This window comes from Pseudanabaena minima str. Chao 2107 (assembly GCF_051131155.1).
GTDB classification, from domain to species: Bacteria; Cyanobacteriota; Cyanobacteriia; order Pseudanabaenales; family Pseudanabaenaceae; genus Pseudanabaena; species Pseudanabaena minima.
Genome location: NZ_CP159508.1, coordinates 1,236,952 through 1,256,613 on the forward strand (window position 1 = coordinate 1,236,952; position 19,662 = coordinate 1,256,613).

19 protein-coding genes are annotated in these 19,662 nt (G+C 41.4%); 10 read left to right on the forward strand and 9 right to left on the reverse strand.

Going from position 1 to position 19,662, the window contains the following annotated elements; all coding sequences use genetic code 11:
• Window positions 1-95: 95 nt before the first annotated feature.
• The 6 genes from ABM313_RS05325 to ABM313_RS05350 all read left to right on the forward strand — a co-directional run bounded on the left by ABM313_RS05325 (window position 96) and on the right by ABM313_RS05350 (window position 4,942).
• A complete protein-coding gene (locus tag ABM313_RS05325; RefSeq protein WP_434686645.1) occupies window positions 96-1,394 on the forward strand; it encodes a restriction endonuclease subunit S in 1,299 nt (432 codons plus the stop codon).
• Entirely contained in the window at window positions 1,391-2,353 is a 963-nt protein-coding gene (gene rhuM, locus ABM313_RS05330) for a RhuM family protein (RefSeq protein WP_434686646.1), read from the forward strand. The genes ABM313_RS05325 and rhuM overlap by 4 nt, the downstream gene beginning before the upstream one ends.
• A gap of 137 nt (window positions 2,354-2,490) precedes the next feature.
• Window positions 2,491-2,781, forward strand: coding sequence for a nucleotidyltransferase family protein (locus ABM313_RS05335; RefSeq protein WP_434688370.1), 291 nt, complete (start codon window positions 2,491-2,493; stop codon window positions 2,779-2,781).
• Window positions 2,778-3,068 carry a nucleotidyltransferase family protein gene (locus ABM313_RS05340; RefSeq protein WP_434686647.1) on the forward strand — a complete coding sequence of 97 codons (291 nt, stop codon included), beginning with the start codon at window positions 2,778-2,780 and terminating at the stop codon, window positions 3,066-3,068. Before ABM313_RS05335 ends, ABM313_RS05340 begins: the two co-directional genes overlap by 4 nt.
• Entirely contained in the window at window positions 3,061-3,426 is a 366-nt protein-coding gene (locus tag ABM313_RS05345; protein ID WP_434686649.1) for a HepT-like ribonuclease domain-containing protein, read from the forward strand. Before ABM313_RS05340 ends, ABM313_RS05345 begins: the two co-directional genes overlap by 8 nt.
• Window positions 3,419-4,942, forward strand: a complete 1,524-nt coding sequence (locus tag ABM313_RS05350) for a type I restriction-modification system subunit M (RefSeq protein WP_434686650.1) — start codon at window positions 3,419-3,421, stop codon at window positions 4,940-4,942. The genes ABM313_RS05345 and ABM313_RS05350 overlap by 8 nt, the downstream gene beginning before the upstream one ends.
• Here the strand turns inward: ABM313_RS05350 and ABM313_RS05355 are convergent.
• Complete coding sequence (locus tag ABM313_RS05355) at window positions 4,934-5,098, reverse strand: hypothetical protein (protein WP_434686652.1); 165 nt, start codon at window positions 5,096-5,098, stop codon at window positions 4,934-4,936. The genes ABM313_RS05350 and ABM313_RS05355 overlap by 9 nt on opposite strands.
• A gap of 76 nt (window positions 5,099-5,174) precedes the next feature.
• On the opposite strand from ABM313_RS05355, the gene ABM313_RS05360 reads away from it, so the two are divergent.
• From ABM313_RS05360 to ABM313_RS05370, 3 genes are all read left to right on the forward strand, one after another.
• Window positions 5,175-6,449, forward strand: coding sequence for an ABC exporter membrane fusion protein (locus ABM313_RS05360; protein ID WP_434686653.1), 1,275 nt, complete (start codon window positions 5,175-5,177; stop codon window positions 6,447-6,449).
• Window positions 6,450-6,505: 56 nt separating this feature from the next.
• On the forward strand, window positions 6,506-7,891 hold the full coding sequence (locus ABM313_RS05365; protein WP_434686655.1) for an FtsX-like permease family protein: 1,386 nt from the start codon (window positions 6,506-6,508) through the stop codon (window positions 7,889-7,891).
• A gap of 141 nt (window positions 7,892-8,032) precedes the next feature.
• A complete protein-coding gene (locus ABM313_RS05370) occupies window positions 8,033-9,943 on the forward strand; it encodes a DUF2779 domain-containing protein (RefSeq protein ID WP_434686656.1) in 1,911 nt (636 codons plus the stop codon).
• 151 nt (window positions 9,944-10,094) lie between these two features.
• Here the strand turns inward: ABM313_RS05370 and ABM313_RS05375 are convergent, their stop codons facing one another.
• From ABM313_RS05375 to ABM313_RS05410, 8 genes are all read right to left on the reverse strand, one after another.
• Complete coding sequence (locus tag ABM313_RS05375; protein WP_434686658.1) at window positions 10,095-11,732, reverse strand: hypothetical protein; 1,638 nt, start codon at window positions 11,730-11,732, stop codon at window positions 10,095-10,097.
• Between the two features lie 217 nt (window positions 11,733-11,949).
• Window positions 11,950-13,863, reverse strand: coding sequence for an SPFH domain-containing protein (locus ABM313_RS05380; protein ID WP_434688372.1), 1,914 nt, complete (start codon window positions 13,861-13,863; stop codon window positions 11,950-11,952).
• Between the two features lie 276 nt (window positions 13,864-14,139).
• Window positions 14,140-15,426, reverse strand: coding sequence for an ABC transporter substrate-binding protein (locus ABM313_RS05385; RefSeq protein WP_434686660.1), 1,287 nt, complete (start codon window positions 15,424-15,426; stop codon window positions 14,140-14,142).
• A gap of 136 nt (window positions 15,427-15,562) precedes the next feature.
• Window positions 15,563-15,877 (reverse strand): HigA family addiction module antitoxin, encoded by a 315-nt coding sequence (locus tag ABM313_RS05390; protein WP_434686662.1) that lies wholly within the window; start codon window positions 15,875-15,877, stop codon window positions 15,563-15,565.
• A gap of 14 nt (window positions 15,878-15,891) precedes the next feature.
• Window positions 15,892-16,176 (reverse strand): type II toxin-antitoxin system RelE/ParE family toxin, encoded by a 285-nt coding sequence (locus tag ABM313_RS05395; protein WP_434686663.1) that lies wholly within the window; start codon window positions 16,174-16,176, stop codon window positions 15,892-15,894.
• Between the two features lie 129 nt (window positions 16,177-16,305).
• Complete coding sequence (locus tag ABM313_RS05400; protein ID WP_434686665.1) at window positions 16,306-16,521, reverse strand: hypothetical protein; 216 nt, start codon at window positions 16,519-16,521, stop codon at window positions 16,306-16,308.
• 204 nt (window positions 16,522-16,725) lie between these two features.
• Window positions 16,726-18,027: a serine/threonine protein kinase gene (locus tag ABM313_RS05405; RefSeq protein WP_434686666.1), complete on the reverse strand. Its 1,302-nt coding sequence runs from the start codon at window positions 18,025-18,027 to the stop codon at window positions 16,726-16,728.
• Window positions 18,028-18,074: 47 nt separating this feature from the next.
• Complete coding sequence (locus ABM313_RS05410; RefSeq protein ID WP_434686667.1) at window positions 18,075-18,482, reverse strand: ChuX/HutX family heme-like substrate-binding protein; 408 nt, start codon at window positions 18,480-18,482, stop codon at window positions 18,075-18,077.
• Window positions 18,483-18,700: 218 nt separating this feature from the next.
• Between ABM313_RS05410 and cysK the strand changes: the two genes are divergently transcribed.
• Window positions 18,701-19,654: a cysteine synthase A gene (cysK, locus tag ABM313_RS05415; protein WP_434686668.1), complete on the forward strand. Its 954-nt coding sequence runs from the start codon at window positions 18,701-18,703 to the stop codon at window positions 19,652-19,654.
• Window positions 19,655-19,662 lie beyond the last annotated feature (8 nt).

The window sequence follows — 19,662 nt, forward strand, 5'->3', positions numbered from 1 at the left end:
TGCGCTTAAATGTTTAATCTTTTGTCTCTAAGGTGTTGATAATCTATAATCTTTAGGCAATTGTCGGGAATTTTGGGCGATAAATCAGGTTATTGATGATGAGAGAAGATTGGATTGAGGTTGAATTGGGGGATGTTGCTTCAAAAATTACAGATGGCTCTCATAATCCACCTAAAAAACAAGATGTTGGCTTACCAATGTTAAGCGCTACTAATATTCTTGATGACGAAATTGTTTTTGATAATTATCGGTTAATAGATCCTGTTGAGTTTGAATCAGAATGTAAACGAGCCAATGTTGAGCCTGAAGATATTTTATTAACTATTGTTGGAACAATTGGACGAAGTGCAGTAGTCCCTCACAATATTAAAAAATTTACTTTGCAAAGAAGTGTTGCACTAATAAAATTAGATGGGCTAAATTCAAAATATATCTCTTTTGCTTTAAGATCACCATCAATTCAATCATTTTTTAAAGAGCAATCAAAAGGTACAGCGCAAAAAGGAATCTATTTAAATACTTTAAAAAAAATTACTATCCCTCTTGCACCACTGCCTGAACAAAGGGCGATCGCAGCAAAAATCGAGCAACTATTCAGCGAACTAGACAACGGCATAGCCAATCTCAAAGCCGCCAAATCCAAACTAGAAATCTATCGCCAAGCCATCCTAAAACAAGCATTTGAAGAAAGTCTAAATTCTGTATGTTTCAACTTATCAGAAATTACAAATAAAATTCAAATCGGTCCTTTTGGATCTCAACTTCATAAAGAAGACTATGTCGAAGGAGGAATACCCTTAATTAATCCGATGCACATACAGGATGGTCAAATATATCCAAGCTCATCATATTCAATAACTATACAAAAGAGAGACAGTCTTCCTAATTATATTCTCTTGAAAGATGATGTAATTATGGGAAGAAGAGGAGAAATGGGACGATGTGGACTTATAACAAAAAAAGAAGAAGGATGGTTTTGTGGTACAGGCAGTCTTTATTTAAGACCAATTAAACAAAAGGTATATCCTATCTTTCTTTACTATTATTTGAGGAGTCCAATTATAAAAGAGTTGCTGACAGGTAAAGCTACTGGCACAACAATGATGAATTTAAACAAAACAATTATTAGTGAACTTCCTATAAACTTGCCTTCAATTGAAGAACAAATCCAAATTGTCCAAGAAATTGAAACCCGTCTATCTGTTTGCGACAAACTTAACGAAAGCATCGATCAAAGCCTAGAAAAAGCCCAAGCATTGCGACAAAGCATCCTCAAAAAAGCCTTTGAAGGCAAACTCCTCAGCCAAGACGAACTCCAAACCTGTCGCCAACAACCCGACTGGGAACCTGCTGCTAAACTATTAGAAAGAGTTAAAAACAAGAAAAGTAAATGAATAGCAAAATAGAAATATACCAAAGTCACGACAATCAAGTTCAGGTCGAAGTCACCTACGAAAACGACACATTTTGGCTTAGTTTAAACCAGATTACAGAACTCTTTGGCAGAGACAAATCTGTAATTTCCAGACACTTAAAAAACATATTCAAAGAAGGTGAACTACTAAAAGAATCAGTAGTTGCAAAAAATGCAACAACTGCCGCAGACGGCAAAATCTATCAAGTTGAGTACTTTAACCTAGACGCAATAATTTCTGTCGGTTATAGAGTTAACTCCAAACAAGGCACGCAATTTCGCCAATGGGCAACCCAACGCCTCAAAGATTACCTAGTCCAAGGCTATGCCATCAACCAAAAACGACTAGAACAAAAAAATCAAGAAATTCAACACCTCAAAGATGGCATCAAAATTTTGAGCCGTGCCATAGAAGCAAAAACTGACAACTCAAACGAATTAGAATACGAAATACTGAAAACCTTTGCCAAAGGACTCGAACTACTCGACAACTACGATCACGAAAAACTCGACCAAAAAGGCAACACCACCACAGACACCATCTATCCTGATTACGAAGAATATATCGAACTGATCACAGAAATGTATTCAGACTTTGAATCAGACATCTTCGCCAAACCCAAAGACGACAGCTTCCATAGCTCCATCAATCAAATTAAACAAAGCTTCGGTGGTGAAGACCTCTACCCCACCCTCGAAGAAAAAGCCGCAAACTTACTTTATTTTATTGTCAAAAACCACTCATTTATTGATGGCAATAAACGCATCGGTGCGGCATGTTTCCTATACTTTCTCCAACGCAATAACATCTTACTCAAAGGCAATAAACCAATTATCGATAATGAAGCCCTAGCCACACTTACCCTATTTATCGCATCCAGTAAAACCTCTGAATCAGACACCGTAAAGCATCTGATTATCAGTATATTAAACGGATAAAAATGACTAAAAAAATTCCTACTATCAGAGAATTACTCGATCAACTAGCTATTATTCAGCAATCAAATCCGATTGAAATTGAAGAAATAAAACGTAGCGATCGCCATAATCCATTTTTTGATCCAGTAAACTTAAATATGCAACTACAGCAACTCCAAGCAAACAGAGAAAATATCTTAGTGATCGCTGCCAAACATGGAGCGTTTAATGTACGAGTTTTTGGCTCAGTCGCTCGTGGTGAAGCCGATTCAAAAAGTGATATTGACCTATTAATTGACTATGACATAGAAAAAATCACACCTTGGTTTCCTGTTGGGTTAATTCGCGATTTAGAAAATTTTTTAAACACTAAAGTTGATGTAGTTACCACAGAAGGACTCAAAGCTAGAATACGCGAACAAGTCTTGCAGGAGTCAATTAACCTATGAGAAAGCAACAAGCCCTTCATCTTTTAACTATTAGTAAACCTTTGTTAAAAGAAAAATATGGAGTTACTAAAATTGCACTATTTGGCTCAACTGCTAGAGACACAGCTAATCCAAATAGCGACATAGACATTCTTATAGATTTTGATAGCCCAGCAACATCAAAACGTTATTTTGGTGTTCTATTTTATCTAGAAGATCTCCTACAACATCCCATAGATTTAATTACAGAAAATGCATTAAGACCTGAATTACGTCCCTATATTGAGAAAGAAACTATATATGTCTAATTCATCAGAACGTGATTGGCACTTTTATGTTAATGATATGATTACATTCGCTCAAAAAGTACTACGCTACACCGAAGGATACGATCAAAAAAGCTTTCTTGAAAATGAATTAAACTATGATGCAACTCTAAGGAACCTTGAACTAATTGGGGAAGCCGCCACACACATACCACCAGAAATACGTGCAGAAAATTTAGATATTCCTTGGCGACAAATTATCGCAACCCGAAACCGTATCATTCACGGATATTTAGGTATAGATAACAATATTGTTTGGGACATCATTACCGTAGAAATTCCAGAACTACTACACTTACTACAAAATCTTAAAAACCAAATTAATAACATCAATGAGTAATGAATCAAGCCTAATCTCTAAAGTTTGGAACTTCGCCAACGTCCTGCGTGACGACGGTGTGAGCTATGGCGACTACCTCGAACAAATTACATACCTGCTATTTCTCAAAATGGCAGACGAAATGTCCAAACCGCCCTACAGCAAAATCATCAAATTTCCCCACATCAAAGACGCAGAAGGCAACGAAATCGCCAACGGGGAAAAGTGCGACTGGGCAACCCTCACCAGCAACAAACGTGGTGCAGAACTCGAAAATTATTACAACCAAATGTTGCGATCGCTTGCCACCGAAAAAGGCACATTAGGGCAAATCTTCACCAAATCGCAAAACAAAATCCAAGACCCATCGAAACTGCTCAAAATCATCGACATGATCGCCAAAGAGCAATGGACAATGGTGGGAACCGATGTCAAAGGCAACATTTACGAAGGACTACTAGAGAAAAATGCCGAAGACACCAAAAGTGGTGCAGGACAATACTTCACTCCCAGAGCCTTAATCAAAGCAATGGTCGCCTGCGTCAATCCGCAACCCAGCAAAACCATTCACGATCCCGCTTGTGGTACGGGAGGATTCTTTCTCGCCGCCTATGACCACATCATCAAACACCATCGCCTCGACAAAGACCAGAAAATCTTTCTCAAAAATCGCACCTTCTCAGGCAATGAAATCGTCGCCAGTACCCGCCGCCTCTGCCTGATGAATATGTTTCTGCATAACATCGGCGAAATCGATGGCGATAGTTTTATCTCCACCAACGATGCACTTATTTCCGATGAAGGTATTCGCGTTGATTATGTCCTCGCCAATCCCCCCTTCGGCAAAAAAAGCAGTATCACCATCACCAATCAAGAAGGGGAACAGGAACGCCAAGACCTTAGCTATAACCGCCAAGACTTTTGGGCAACCACTTCCAACAAACAACTCAACTTTTTGCAGCATATCCGCACCCTGCTCAAAGTCAATGGACAAGCCGCCGTCGTCCTCCCCGACAACGTTCTCTTTGAAGGTGGCGCAGGCGAAACCGTCCGCAAAGAGCTAATGAAAACCACCGACTTACATACGATTTTGCGACTACCTACAGGCATCTTTTATGCCCAAGGAGTCAAGGCAAATGTCCTCTTTTTTGACAACAAACCCGCCGCCAAAGAGCCTTGGACAAAGGAAGTCTGGATTTATGACTACCGCACCAATGTCCAACATACCCTCAAGAAAAATCCCCTCAAACTTGAAGATCTCCAGCCTTTTATCGATTGCTACAAATCAGGCGATCGCTACCACCGCACTGAAACATGGTCAGAAGCAACCCCCGAAGGACGCTGGCGCAAATTTAGCTACGACGAAATCATGGCGCGAGACAAAACCAACCTCGATATTTTCTGGCTCAAGGACAAAAGCCTCGCCGATCTCGATAATCTCCCTGATCCTGACATTCTGGCTAATGAAATTATCGAGAACATCGAAGCAGGGCTAGCTAGTTTTCGCGAAATTATGGAGACTATTAATTTAACCTAAGCCATCCCCAAGGATTAGCGGTGCAACGCTTCGCACTGCTAATCCTTGGCGTTTTTTAATGTCTATTTTTAGACTGGCAGTAATACCAAACACAAAATGGCTATGCCATTTTGTGTTTTGGTGTAATTTAGCCTGAGCGTAGGATGTCGTATTCATAGACAAACTGCTATAGGTTGGTACACTATTGGCTAGTTTTTAATTCTGGTCTGAAGTATATAGAGGCAAAGAGCATATGCAGGTAGATGAACAGGCGGATAAACAGGTAGAAACATCTACGGAAGTCAGTAATATATCTGGAGATACACAAAGTACTTCAGCCAAAAATCAAACTATTAATATGAAGAAGGCGCTAGCACCTAAAAGTTCCAATAAATTATTAATCCCTGCGATCGCTTTGGCAATAGCCGCACTGGGAGTAAGTATTTGGTTTGTGATCGGACGTTTTAGCAGCAACCCTTCACCAACAGCATCTCCAGCAACTAATACTACTGGCAACGGTAACAAAGAACAACCAAAAGCAATCAGTGCATTGGGTCGCTTAGAGCCACAGGGAGAAGTTGTCAAAGTTGCCTCACCTTCAGCGCTAGGGACATCCCGCATTGTCAAATTAATGGTCAAAGAAGGCGATATGGTCAAGCAGGGACAAGTGATCGCCATTCTTGATAGTTATGATCGCTCAGTCGCCGCCTTACTTCAAGCTCAAAGTCAAGCCCAAGAAAGCGATCGCAATCTGGCCAGAGTTCGCGCAGGTGCTAAAAGTGGAGACATTGTCGCCCAAGAAGGTAATGTCATGTCCGCAGCCGCCAATATTAAATCCCTAGAAGCCAATGCGGCTAGAATTAAATCTGAATTGGAAATTGCTGGTCGAGACTACAATCGCTTTCTAGAAGTTTACAAAGAAGGCGCAATTTCTCAAACTGTTCTCGATACCTATCGCCTCAAGGTTGAGACTTTGCAAGGTCAATTCCTGCAAGCTCAACAGCAAATTCAGCAAGCACAATTCCAATTGCGACAATCACAAGGATTGCTAAGTAGTGTAAGGGAAGTCCGTCCTACTGATATTCAGTTTGCGGAAGCACAACTACAAACGGCGATGGTTAATGTCAAGAAAGCTGAAGTTGATCTTGATCTAGCCCAAGTTCGCGCCCCGATTGATGGGCAAGTTCTCAAAATCAATTCTAAAACTGGTGAAGTTGTCAGTCAGACAGATGGAGTAGTTGACCTCGGCAATACTAGTCAAATGTATGTGGTTGCAGAAATCTATGAAACTGATATCGGCAAAATCAAGGTTGGACAGAAAGCAACTATAGAGAGTGAAGCCTTTGAAGGTGCAATTACAGGTAAAGTCGATCGCATTGGGTTGCGGATTGCCAAAAATGATGTCTTGGGAACAGATCCTGCGGCAAAAACCGATGTACGGATTATCGAAGTCAAAATTAAGTTAGATGACAGCACCAAGGTTTCAGGGCTTACCAATTTGCAAGTCAGAGTCAAGGTAGAAGTTTAATAGGAGCGCAAAGCGCTCTTAATTAAATCTATTTTTTTTAACGCTAGATAAATTTTATGATTTTTGCTGTACCTCTTGCTTGGCTACAACTTACCTACGAAAAAAGCCGACTGCTGGTAGCGATCGCAGGGATTACCTTCGCAGTGGTCTTAATGTTTTTGCAATTAGGATTCCGTGACGCTCTATTTACTAGTGCGATTCGCTTGCAAAGTAATTTGGTGGGTGACTTAGTAATTATTAGTCCTCAATCCACTAACCTCGTGGGAATGCGGAACTTCTCACAACGTCGCCTTTATCAAGCATTGGGAATGAAGGAAGTTGCTTCAGTTAACCCAGTTTATATCGGACTTGGTGCTTGGAAAATCCAAGAAGACCCTGCGGGACAGACTCGTAACATCTTAGTATTAGGCGCAAATCCTGATGCCAAGGTTTTTAAAATGGCGGGCGCAGATGCAAATATTGATCATATCAAAACTCAAGATGTGGTTCTCTTTGATCGGGCTTCCCGTGCTGAGTTCGGTCCAATTGTGGGTGAATGTGGCACTTTATCGCTCAAAGCGAAGTTCACCGATGATGCTTTTGCCTGTAACAATCTCGTCACTCGCGAAGTTGCCAATCGCAAACTGACAATTGGAGGTTTATTTGAGCTAGGTGCATCCTTTGCTGCTGATGGTGCGGTGATTACTAGCGATACTAACTTCCTCCGCATTTTTGATAATCGCCGTTCAGGATTAATTAATGTCGGCTTGATTAATCTAAAACCTGATGCATCTCCCTACGAAGCAATGCGAAACTTTATCATGAGCCAACCCAGCGACCATGTAATTTTGCCACGTGAAAAATTGCAACCCGACGGTAAAAGAGTTCAGGTTTTGTATAAAGAAAGTATTGATGCAAATGGAAAAATGATTCGCGAAGAGAATAAAGATAAGGTGTTTGTCTATAAGACCGATCTCACGGTGGAAGACCTGAAAAAAACTCACGATGCAGCGGTCGATGATACGCGGATCTTGACCATGGAAGGCTATATTGACTTTGAGAAAGAATATTGGCAAAAAAGTACCGCGATCGGCTTTATCTTTAGTCTTGGAACCGTGATGGGATTCATTGTTGGAATTGTGATCGTTTATCAGATTCTCTATACAGATGTTTCCGATCACCTTGCGGAATATGCGACACTCAAGGCTATGGGCTATGGCAACTTGTATTTAGCCCAAGTGGTGATTCAAGAAGCTTTTGTTCTATCAATTTTGGGCTTTATTCCTGGATTAGGAATTTCCTTTGGGCTGTACAATCTCACTAAAAATGCCACGCTATTACCTCTATACATCTGGGATAAAGCAATTCCTGTGATGATCTTAACGATGGTGATGTGTGTGATTTCTGGTGCGATATCATTACGCAAAGTCCAATCTGCTGATCCTGCGGAAATTTTTGGATAGAGCGATCGCTGTTCTATATCGCTTTGTGAGCAAATGCTAACTCAAAGATTTTTTGAAAGTGCTGCAATGTAATGCTTTCAAAAAATCTTTTGTGGTTCGTTCGTTCATGCTAGATTGATACAGCGAAGTTCTTTAGGCAGTATGTCCCATCCTATTTATCTGACGAAATCCGATCTCAAGACTGCCCGCAGTTGCACAACCAAGCTTTATTACAAGAAGTTGGGCTATCCCACCATCGATCGCGTTGATGCGTATACCAGAATATTAGCCGATGGGAATTTCATCATTAGTAAGATTGCTCACCTTCTCTATCCTGAAGGCATCTACATCTCGGCAAATCTTAACTCTGATGAAAGCATCGCCAATGCTGCCCAAGAAACGATCGCTTATTTACAACAGGAGAATGTGACTCTCTTTGAGCCAGTTCTTTATGCATCCCATAAGCTAGCCCGTGCTGATATTCTTGTCAAACAAGGCGATCGCATTGAGATTATTGAAATCAGATCTAAAGGATTTGATAGTAATGCTCACGAGAACCTAGTTAAATACCGCAATCTTTCTCTCTTTCGCAATAAACGTACTGGGCATGTTGGCGGTGAGTGGAGATATATCATTGAGGACGTGGCTTACCAAGTTGGGATTTTGCAAGAGATGCTAGCTGAGCATTTACCTGACCGTATAGTGGAGATAGCCCCTTACTTACTGGTGACTGATCGCGCCAAAACTACAGCCATTGATCATCTTGCTTCCTATTTCCAAATTCAGCGTCTATCAACTCATCGTAATTCTTTTTCCAAATTTAATGGAATTAAGGTTGACTTTACAGGGGATATTCAGGAATTAGAAAAAGATCAATTTCTCACTAAAGTAAGTATTGAAACTGAAGTTACAGAACTCATCGAACCGACAATTACTTCCGCACAGAAATATTTAGGCTATTTGCTAGAGCGATCGTCTGAAATATTTGCGCCGATTAGCAAAAGCTGTAAGGGCTGTGAATACCGCGCTAGCGATCGCGATCCCCGTGATGGCTTTAGAGAATGTTGGGGCGATCTGGCTGATGTGGAAAACCATGTCCTCGAACTCTATCAAATGGGACGAATTGGCGGTCATGAGACTCCTTTGGTCAATGAAATGATTCGACAAAAGAAAGTAAGTATGTTTGATGTTCCCTTAGAAGAACTCAATGACTATACCTATAGCTATCGTCAACTCATCCAGATTGAATATACTCAAAAAAACAAAGAATGGATTTCTGAGCATCTTCCCCAAATTGTGCAGCAGGTGCAATACCCTATTCATTTTATTGATTTTGAAACTTCACGCATGGCGATCCCCTATCGTGCAGGGATGCGTCCCTATGAGCAGGTAGCCTTTCAGTGGAGTTGTCACACAATCGTCGAGCCAGAGGCAGATCCCATCCAAACGGAATGGCTGGATCTGGAAAATACTTTTCCAAATTTTCAATTTGCCGAATCGTTGATGGAATGCTTAGGCGATCGCGGCACAATCTTGACATGGGCAACCCATGAGAATAGCGTGTTGCGCGACATCTACTATCAAATGCAAGCCTATGACTATCACAATCCCCAACTACAAACATGGCTAGCGAATACAGCCAAGTTAGGCAATAAGGGTAAATCTCACCTAGTCGATATGAATGCGCTTACTCTTAAGCACTATTTCCATCCATTAATGAAAGGACGCACTTCCCTGAAATGTGTTTTACCTGCGGTCTGGAAAACTAATCCGTATTTACATAAAATCCCCTATTTTCAGGAATACTATCGAGAAGTTGATGGTGAAATCCTCAGCCCCTATGATGTTTTGCCACAATTGCAAATAGGCGATCGCATTCAAGTAGTGAATGAGGGTGCTGGCGCAATGCTTGCCTATCAAGACCTGATGTATGGCGAAAATCGCGATCAGGGAATTGACAATCAAGCAGTGCGATCACAGTGGAAAGAGTTGCTCTATCAATATTGTCGCCTTGATACGATGGCAATGGTCATCATCTGGAAGCATTGGCAAAATTTATGTGCAAACCCATAGATTTGAGTAAATTACAGCGCTTTTCACATCTTCCTAATGTTATTGGTAGGGGCAATCCCCCCGTGGTTGCCCAGATCCCTACAGGGTAGGCACAGGGGCACTACCCCTACATCCAATACATAAATGTGGAATATATGTAAAGCGCTGTAATTTAACGCTTCTTGCCAAAACGCATGAAATTAATCAAGCGCTTGGGAAAACGCATTAACCCTTTCCAAAACTTTATGAGCAAATCTTCGATCTTGAGAACGATCTCATCAAGCCAAAGCAGAAACCTAATTAGAGGATTATTGGAACGCCCCCCAATATTTGCCTTGTTTTCAATCCAAGCTCGTAGAGGGCGATCGCTGTCGGTCTCAAAACTTTGCTGTTGATAGATCAATAGTTCTTCTTCAAAAACTAAACTCCCATCAAGTTGATCTTGAGAAATTTGTGTAGTTGTGGTTTCAAAATTTTCTAACTCACCAGAAGAATGAATAGTAATTCGATCTGGAGATTTACTAAAAGCAATGGATTCATATTCCAAAGGCATCGGCCAAGGACCATTGTCATCACCAAATACATCCTCCATAGTTAGCCATGCTTTGTCGCTGGGAGTAATGTCTGAAGTTTCTTCGAGAGTTGGCGATCGCTGTTTACCAAAGAAATAGGCGATCGCTTCTGCAATTAATCTTTGTAAACGGTCTAGTTGATAGTCAACTTTGAGTGCATCAGAAAATTCGGAATCTTGATTAAGCTCTTGTTTAGAGCCACGATTGGGATAACTACTAGTTCTAGATTGAAGCTGATTAATTAATCGCTCCGCTAGCAAGTCGGGCTGAGTTCCATTAATGCTGCCCACCTTATCTTGATCACCATCTAGCGATCGCTTGCCAATGAAATAATCAATTGCGGCGGCAATCAGATCGCGCAGACGATCTAGTTTGTTACTTTCGGCTAGAGGAGCATTCTTTTTAAGTGTTTTTGCATTTGCGGAGGTGACTCGTCGCCGCCTTAACTTGGGACTGTCTGGCAATGCTTTAGCATCAGGTGATTCTGTGCCAAATATTTCTGATCTTTCTTCATTATTAGCTAGGCTGGGTTCTGGAGAAGGTGATTGATTGCCAAAAAAGTAAGCGATCGCCGCTTCAATTAAACGACGTAATTGCTCTAGTCTTCTATTTTTGCCTAGCGATACATTTTCAGCGAGTCCATTATTTTCTTTTAAAGTGTTCCGTTCGGCTTGGGCGATCTGTTGTTGCCAGATTTCGGCAAAGATGCGATTGGCATTCAGTTTGGGTTCTAGTTCTGGGTTATCAGAAGTTGCGAGGTAATCTGTTTGACGCTTAACGATCGCGGCAATATTTCGATCTAGCTGAGTTTTGGTGCGATCTAGCCAATCGAAAAACTTAGCTAATGGACGCAAAAGTAGAGGAACTTCTGGCTTGGGAAGATCAATCTTTGGCTCCAGAAATTGATTCAAAGATTGATCAATTTCTGGACTAACTTCTAGGTTATCAAATTCAGATAAAAGCCCTACAGCATCTGGCTGCGATCGCAGTTTTTCTTTAGGCTCTGCCTTACTACGCTCAAGCGCTGGAAAAATACGTTTTGCTGTAGATGCAATCAGGTACACAGGATATAGGGCTGCCTTAGCTACTTGATAAGCTAACAAGCGAGGTAACTCTTGGAGCGGTAGTCCTGCAAGCTGACGAATTTTTTGATCGAGCGATCGCCTTACACTGCGCCCAAGTTGGGCAGGTAACGAGCTATCAATCCAATTAAAAAGTCGGCTTTGAAATCTAGGCATACGTACCATCATAAAAAAGAAATGCGCGATTGCGCTTTTCTTTTTTGGATAAAGCTTTAAAAACTAGAGCCATTGCTGTTTATTTATTGGCTATATAGCAATGTAAGTTTTGCCTAGAACATAAGTGGCGGCGCGAAGCACCGCCACTCATCTTTTTCTCTTGCGTTGCTAAAGCTATAGTGACACAGCTTTGCCGCGCCACCAAAAATCTATATCCTTATGGCAATCTAGTGAGGCTATCAGATTTTGCTTCCTTTGATTCTTTATTTTGATTCCAGAGCAACATTCCTAATACACCATCAAGCAACCCACCACCGCGATCGCTACCATTGACAGCCACATCTGGCACAACCCGCACATTGCGATCGCCGATCGTTTGCATTAGTTGCAACGCTACATAGGAGTTACCACCAAGGGCATCGACCCCAGCACGATAGGCATCGGCTTTCGCTTCACCAGTGACGCGGATCGCCTCAGCTTCTCCGCTTGCCTCTTTGACTTTAGCTTTGGCTTGAAGTTCAGCAATACGGACACCTTGCTCAGCCGTGACGATTTCTCTCTGGATATCCGCAAGGGAGGTTTCTCGCACAAGCTCTTGGCGTTGGGTTTGAGAAATTCGCTGTACTTCATAGGTTTTGCGTTGTTCCTCAGCAATTTTGCGATCGGTGAGTGTTTGCATGAGCGTCTCAGGTGGTTCGATTTCACCCAGCAATGTATCAACCGCTTGCACATCGTAGGAATGCAATGCATTCCGAATAAAATCAGATGCTTCCGCTTGGCGATCGCTACGGGCAATCAAAAAGTCCAATACTGTATAGGCTTGAGCAGAATTACGGAAATAATTACCGACTGTCGGACGCAACACATGATCAACTAGATTTTGCATCGAACCGACTCGCGAAATAACCCTTGGCGCATCTAGCGCTCCAACATGAATGATTTGAGCAACTTCTAAATTAAATGCAAAACCGTCATTAGAACGTACATTCAAAGCACTTAGTTTAGAGTCATATCCATGTTGCTCAACACGAGAACTAAAATTCAGAACAATATTTGTCGTGGGAACTAGTTCTACTTTCATAATATGTGTGTTCAATGGATGTTTCCCGGGGTAAAGTGGCTCAATCCAGACCCCTTTATCACCCACATTTACTAAATGACCGTGGGTAAATAAAGCTCCACTCACATCATCTTGAGAACCACCCACGAAGGAAATTACCACACCCACATAACCAATGGGAATATCGGTCATTTTTACCTGTTCCACTTGCACAAACCAAGGATTGAGATTCCATGAACCTGATAGAATTATCTGCTCTTGTAAACCACGACGACCGCCACCATTGATGAATAACTGAGCATTTTGGAAGTTATCATGTTCAGGAATAATCGCTCCTGCGATCGCCCCTGTTTCAATGGGAATACCATCTAGAGTAGTGACAATGCCAACCTTTTCTGTAGCAACTGAACAGAGCCTTAACTCCGCAGGTGACATGCCATTTTGAGCAGCATTTGCAGAAGTAACAATTGTAAATAAAGCAGTGTTAATCCGATAGGTTCCTGCGGTTAGGATGCCGATCTGTCTTCCCTTTTCTCCACCAGCTAACAGAAATTCTCTCGCATTTTGGAAGTTGTCACAGGGGACAGTTTTGCCAAGAATGCGATCAGGTGGAATTGATTTACCATCATTGGCAATAATTAACCCAATTTCACCTTGGGGAATTACTACCACAGGCTCTTTGCGAATTCCATATTGCCAAGGATAATAGCCAAAATACCAACCTGGCGCAAGGGTATCGGCTTGATATCCTGCTTCACCATTGAGAGCAACAAGTTGTCCTGCTGGTAAATCACCCCGAAATGAAAACTTCTTAACCACGATCCCAACTTCACGTTCGCCAATCACAATCAATCCTAAAATCCAACCCACCTGTGGCAAAAAGACAAATACGACCACAACGCCGCCAATTATCCAGACCCACAATGGAAAGTTAAGATCGCCTACCTGCATCATTTGCACAGATTGCGATTTATTTTGGTTTGTATTTTGAGTTGTATTTTGCTGTGAAATTTGTTGAGCGATCGCCGATCCATTACCACTAATTACAGGTAATGTAATAGCACCTAGCATAGCGATCGCTGCACCTGAAACCAGTGATCGCCGCCAAAACTTCTTGCCAAAGCCTTGACAAATATCCTGAATATTAATTAATTTCTTCACGGGTAATACCCCACTTTCAGAACTGCTGCTAATCTAGCGCAGTTGTCATAAAATCCTCAAAATCAACTAAGAAAATTAACAACCAGACTATTAAGTAGCTCACCATAATTAAAACCTAGAGAACTGTCCCGCCCGCTGTGCGGGCGGGACAGTTCTCTAGGTTTTTAGTTTACTTATGCCTAGTTCTTAAAGAGAGTTCCAACGTTCGGCAGCAGATGCGATCGCTTTATCGCTAGATTTCTCCTTGAGCATCGCTAGTTGTAACTCTTCATAAATAATCTTACGAAGCTTCTCAATGTCTTTGGCAGGAGGAATTAAGACTTCAGATTGTGAAAGTTGTGAGGCGCTGATCACTCTGGCACGATCAAGAATAGATGCATCTTTAGAGGCTTCAGTGAAATAGCGATCGCTAGAGCTCTTAATTGTGGAAGGTAAGAGATTCTCTACTTTAGTAAAAGCAAGCTGGTTTTCAGCATTAGTTAAGTAGAGTGCGAATTTGACGGCTAGTTCTTGATTGGTGGATGTTGTTGGTACAGCGACATTCATTACAGCCGCACTCTTTTTACCAGTTGAGCCAGTAATTTGTGAGCCAATATCGGTTGTTTTAGCAGTCTCAGGAGCATTCTGAGCAACAGCTTGCAAAAATTGGGGGCCAGTTAATAAAATCGCCAATTCACCTGCTTGATAGAGTTCTACGGCTTTGCGATGTCCTTCGGTTAAGATTTCACGAGGAATTAGTTGCTTCTCAAAGAGGTTTACCCAATAGTCAAAGGCAGCTTTGCCAGCAGGATCATTAAAAGCAGCTTTGCCATTTGAATCAAGCAACTTCATGCCCATCTGTACCATCGCTTCTAAAACCTGACCACCATCCATTGTCAGCATGAAAGCATACTTACCAGTTTTTGCTTTAATCTGTTCAGAAACCTTAGTAAGTTCCTCAAATGTCTGTGGTGGTTTTGCAGGATCTAATCCAGCTTTTTCAAATAGAGAACGATTGTAAATAGTAATATCAGTGGCTACATACCAAGGTAATCCAAAGGTGACATTATCTAATTGATTGGCTTTCCAAATATTCGGGAAGTAGCTAGCTTTATCAGCTTCAGATATCGCCTTACCCATATCCACTAGCGCTTTTTTCTCGGCTAGTTTCGATGCAAATTGCGGATTTAGATTTACGACATCAGGGGCAGTTTTTGCTGCGACCGAACTCAAAATTTTAGTTTCCATCTCTCCCCAAGGAATATCCACCCATTCCACTTCGGCTGTTGGATTCACTTTCACAAATCCTGCAATTAAATCCGTCATGTATTTGTCAAACTGCGGTTTTAACTGCATTGTCCAAAAGACGATTTTGGTTTTACCTGAGGAGGTTGTGGATTGAGTCGTTTGCGATCCACAGGCTCCAAGCAAAAACAGGGTAGAAAGTCCTATAAATTTGCGGCGGTTGAGGTTTGAGAAGAGATTAGGTGTCATATCAAAATTATTAACTTAAGTTTGATTATAGAGCAAAGTAGAATGCTGTCTGGTTTGAGTTCGTCTGTAATATCGCGATCGCCACTTCATCAAAATCAAACAGCGATCGCCACTCTCATCTCCCAAAATCATCGATCTACACTTGAATTAACTGCTGATTATTTATATCTGAACGAGGTTGAATCATTTTTTGAATTTCTTCTCCAGATAACTCCTCAGCTAGGCGTAACTCATAAGCTTTTTGTAAATTAAGCCATAGTTCTGCTCCAGTGCCAAACCATCGCCCTAGACGCAATGCAGTGTCAGCAGTAATGCCTCTTTGCCCTTTGAGGATTTGCGTAATGCGATTTGTGGGGATATGAAGCGATCGCGCCAGTTCTGATGCACTAATTCCCAGTTCTTCTAGTTCATCAGCTAAGATTTCGCCAGCGTGAATTGCGGGTCTTGCCATAGTTTTTTTCTCCTTTAGTGATAATCAACAATTTCGATACTAAATGGATGATTTTCTGTTTCTTTCCACTCAAAGCAAATACGCCATTTGTCATTTATGCGGATACTGTACTGTCCTTTCCTATCTCCGCCTAATGCCTCAAAACGGTTGCTTGGTAAAGCCATTAAGGATTCTTTGTTAGGCGCAGCTTCTAGGATTTCTAGACGTTTGTATGCTTGTCTTTCAAAAGCCTGAAATTCTTTGACTCGTTCGCCAGCAGCAAATTTGGCTGTGCGTTTGTCTTTGTACTTTTGAGGCATAGGCAAGTTTTATGTGTTACGTCAAGCATAACATTAAGAACAAAACTTCATCACTTCATTAATATTAAACAGTGATCGCCTCTCTCAATACCCAAAATTGAGATCGCCACTTCGCAAAAAGTCAAAGATCTATTTTTTGCGGGACTTTGTTGATGCCTTACGCAGTGACTCACGGTATTTTTTGCCTAGTTGCATGGCTTTGTCGTAGTCTGGGCTATCGGCAAATGTTCCTGTGATTTGCTCCCACCAAGGTTTTACCATGCTAGTTGGACTTTCCACCTTGTTTTTAATCAAGTTGATTTCAGCTTCTAGGATTGCAACTCTTTCTTCTAAGGTTATTGACATTAGTGTCAGAACTCACTCATGTTGTAGTAATGATTATAACAATTGAGTCACTTGGTTAATACAGACTGTCCATCTCAACAAACAAAACATCGCGATCGCAACCTCAACATTCAAAATCACGATCACTACTCCACAAAAATCAGATTGGTATCTTAAATCTTTTAAGGATTTAAGATGTTTTACTGAAATACAACTAGAAGACAACTATTTTTTTTGATACTCAATCAAAACTTCAGCAATTTGAGGATGGTAATCATTGACACTTCGTTTGAGAAACTCTGCACAAGAAATAAATTGTTTGTAAACTTCTTCGACACTTATTTCTATTGCAATTCGCTGTGCTACCAAATTATCTAGATTTGCACCCAGCATAAATAGAACTTTTCCCATGACAAACCAGCGATGATGAGACCATCCTAAAGTGGCACTTGCTATAGCAGCAGATGATTTGACATCAAGATTGCCCAACTCAAAAATCACTTCCAATCTCCTGATAATCACATCGCAGTAGTCGAAGTTAAATGAGCCATGTGACCAATCACAATATTCTTGAGCTATTAATTGCCAAAGTTCTCTATCTATTGAGCAAAGAGTACGCAAAACTTCTTCATCAATTGCCCGACATACAACCCACAAATCAGATTCATCTTGAGTTGATTTCATAAATCTTGCAAAATCTTCCAATTGTTGAATATTCCAATTAGATAGATTTTGCAGTTTTCCTTCCCATTCTTTAGCGCTAGGGCTAGGAGTAAGACTTTGCGATTCTGATAATAGCTTGAGAAGTGTACCGCGTAGTGAAGTAATATTTTTAAATCGCTTTTTGGGTTCTATCTCTGTACATTTTTCAATTATCATGCCTACAGGATGTTGTATTGTATAACGTTGATAAGGTACACGAGGAAATCCTGCAAATAGATCATGTAGTATGCACCCAAAAGCATAAATATCTACGCTAGGTGTAGCATTACGAAAGTCTTCTGCCTGTTCTGGAGCGCAGTAGCCCATAGTTCCCCAAGATGAATCAATAGATGTCAATTTGGTAGTAGCACCTGAAACAGGAAGTACTAAACCAAAATCTGATAACTTCCAACGGTTTTCATGCAAAAGGATGTTTTGAGGCTTAAGATCGCGATGAACATAGCCGAGTGAATGAAGTTCTTCTAGCGCATTTAGAATGTCTGACAATGCTTCTAGAGGAATATTACCATTTTTACGAGATTCCTCTAGTTCTTCCGAAAGGTTTCGATCTGCAAGTGGCATAGTAAACCAAGGGGTCTCAGCATCAAGATCAGCATCGAGAACTGACATAAAATAATCACTACTTAGTGAATTTTGGACTTTGACTTCTCTTTGAAATCGCTTTTTTAACTTTGGTAGTTCAGATGCGTCTAAAATACTAGGAACAGGATCAAATACTTTTCTAGCAACAATACTACTTGTATCTAATTCAACTAGCTCAACTCGACCAAAACCACCACGACTTATTTCCCTTAGTATTTTCATGAGAATTTAATAGCTCTGGGTATTTTTACAAATCATCTCAAAAATATTTATACACTCTCAACAGGTTCTGGTTTCCAAGTTTCGCCGTACTTATCTTTGAGCGCAGACCATGCATCGACCTGACCTTCGGCATATTCCCCTGGTTTACCCCATTGTAGGAAAGCACTCATCTGCGCCTTGTCATCAGCATCAAGGAAACGAATTGCGTAGGTGGTGAAATTGCCGCGTTTGGCTTCGGCGGTTTCAAAGCGGACATCGGTGATTTTGTCCATGTTCAGGTGAAACTCGATATGCTCAGAATGCATATTCGCATACTTGCCCTTGGGGAGTTCCGCGTAAAACAACTTCTCGATATTTACCCTTGCCTCCAGAACACCCGCATCACTGGTGACGATCAGACGCACTAAGCCAAGAGTGTGACATTCTTCTAAAAAATCTTTTAAAGTAGCAGCCATAGGAGTTTATTTAATATTAATTAATAAGTTTGTGATGATGTTGTGAAAAATTCTTGCGATCGCAATATCCTTATTAAACCCGAAAAGAGTTAGTGTGTGTAGCTTTTGGGGCATAAAAGTAGCGATCGCTTCATTGCATCAAGAAATTCCAAAGACCTCAAAAATGCTCTAAAGTTGACTACAAGCTCATTTACCCGCAATCATTTAAGCTTTTATCTATGAAAATCGCCAATAACATTACTGAATTAGTCGGTCGTACCCCCCTAGTCGAATTGCAGCGTATTCCCAAGGCTGAAGGCTGTGTGGCACGAATTATCGTCAAACTAGAGGGCATGAATCCCGCCGCCTCAGTTAAGGATCGGATCGGCGTGAACATGATCCAAGAAGCCGAAGAACAGGGCTTAATTTCGCCTAATAAGACAATTTTGGTCGAGCCAACTTCAGGCAATACAGGGATTGCGCTGGCGATGGTAGCAGCCGCTAAGGGATATAAATTAATTCTGACCATGCCCGAAACCATGAGTATGGAAAGGCGATCAATGTTACGCGCCTACGGAGCCACCCTTGAATTAACACCTGGGACTGAAGGCATGGGCGGCGCAATTAGACGCGCTAAGGAAATTAGTGAAAGCACTCCTGATGCCTATATGCTGCAACAGTTCCGCAATCCTTCCAATCCAGCGATTCATCGCAAGACTACTGCTGAAGAGATTTGGGAAGATACCGATGGACAGATTGACTTCTTGATTTCGGGAGTGGGAACTGGTGGCACAATTACGGGTGTTGCTGAAGTAATCAAATCACGTAAGTCATCGTTTAAGGCGATCGCAGTTGAGCCAGCCAATAGCCAAGTCTTAGCAGGTAATCGTCCAGGTCCTCACAAAATCCAAGGTATTGGCGCAGGCTTTATTCCTGAAGTTTTGAAAACAGAATTGATTGATGAGATTATTCCTGTGTCTGATGATCAAGCGATCGCCTTTGGTAGAAGACTAGCAAGAGAAGAAGGGCTGCTATCGGGTATTTCTAGCGGTGCGGCGCTTTATGCTGCCGTGCAGATTGCCAAGCGTCCTGAAAATGCTGGCAAAATGGTAGTGATGATTCAGCCTAGTTTTGGAGAACGTTACTTGAGTACACCACTATTCCAAGATCCTGAATTGATGGCTTTAAGTTAGAATACCTC

What these genes read in the sequence shown, in the direction of transcription:
- ABM313_RS05325 (WP_434686645.1), top strand. Translation starts at nt 96, where the DNA reads ATGATGAGAGAAGATTGGATTGAGGTTGAATTGGGGGATGTTGCTTCA.
- rhuM (WP_434686646.1), top strand. Translation starts at nt 1,391, where the DNA reads ATGAATAGCAAAATAGAAATATACCAAAGTCACGACAATCAAGTTCAG.
- ABM313_RS05335 (WP_434688370.1), top strand. Translation starts at nt 2,491, where the DNA reads ATGCAACTACAGCAACTCCAAGCAAACAGAGAAAATATCTTAGTGATC.
- ABM313_RS05340 (WP_434686647.1), top strand. Translation starts at nt 2,778, where the DNA reads ATGAGAAAGCAACAAGCCCTTCATCTTTTAACTATTAGTAAACCTTTG.
- ABM313_RS05345 (WP_434686649.1), top strand. Translation starts at nt 3,061, where the DNA reads ATGTCTAATTCATCAGAACGTGATTGGCACTTTTATGTTAATGATATG.
- ABM313_RS05350 (WP_434686650.1), top strand. Translation starts at nt 3,419, where the DNA reads ATGAGTAATGAATCAAGCCTAATCTCTAAAGTTTGGAACTTCGCCAAC.
- ABM313_RS05355 (WP_434686652.1), bottom strand. Translation starts at nt 5,098, where the DNA reads ATGAATACGACATCCTACGCTCAGGCTAAATTACACCAAAACACAAAA.
- ABM313_RS05360 (WP_434686653.1), top strand. Translation starts at nt 5,175, where the DNA reads ATGCAGGTAGATGAACAGGCGGATAAACAGGTAGAAACATCTACGGAA.
- ABM313_RS05365 (WP_434686655.1), top strand. Translation starts at nt 6,506, where the DNA reads ATGATTTTTGCTGTACCTCTTGCTTGGCTACAACTTACCTACGAAAAA.
- ABM313_RS05370 (WP_434686656.1), top strand. Translation starts at nt 8,033, where the DNA reads ATGTCCCATCCTATTTATCTGACGAAATCCGATCTCAAGACTGCCCGC.
- ABM313_RS05375 (WP_434686658.1), bottom strand. Translation starts at nt 11,732, where the DNA reads ATGCCTAGATTTCAAAGCCGACTTTTTAATTGGATTGATAGCTCGTTA.
- ABM313_RS05380 (WP_434688372.1), bottom strand. Translation starts at nt 13,863, where the DNA reads ATGCTAGGTGCTATTACATTACCTGTAATTAGTGGTAATGGATCGGCG.
- ABM313_RS05385 (WP_434686660.1), bottom strand. Translation starts at nt 15,426, where the DNA reads ATGACACCTAATCTCTTCTCAAACCTCAACCGCCGCAAATTTATAGGA.
- ABM313_RS05390 (WP_434686662.1), bottom strand. Translation starts at nt 15,877, where the DNA reads ATGGCAAGACCCGCAATTCACGCTGGCGAAATCTTAGCTGATGAACTA.
- ABM313_RS05395 (WP_434686663.1), bottom strand. Translation starts at nt 16,176, where the DNA reads ATGCCTCAAAAGTACAAAGACAAACGCACAGCCAAATTTGCTGCTGGC.
- ABM313_RS05400 (WP_434686665.1), bottom strand. Translation starts at nt 16,521, where the DNA reads ATGTCAATAACCTTAGAAGAAAGAGTTGCAATCCTAGAAGCTGAAATC.
- ABM313_RS05405 (WP_434686666.1), bottom strand. Translation starts at nt 18,027, where the DNA reads ATGAAAATACTAAGGGAAATAAGTCGTGGTGGTTTTGGTCGAGTTGAG.
- ABM313_RS05410 (WP_434686667.1), bottom strand. Translation starts at nt 18,482, where the DNA reads ATGGCTGCTACTTTAAAAGATTTTTTAGAAGAATGTCACACTCTTGGC.
- cysK (WP_434686668.1), top strand. Translation starts at nt 18,701, where the DNA reads ATGAAAATCGCCAATAACATTACTGAATTAGTCGGTCGTACCCCCCTA.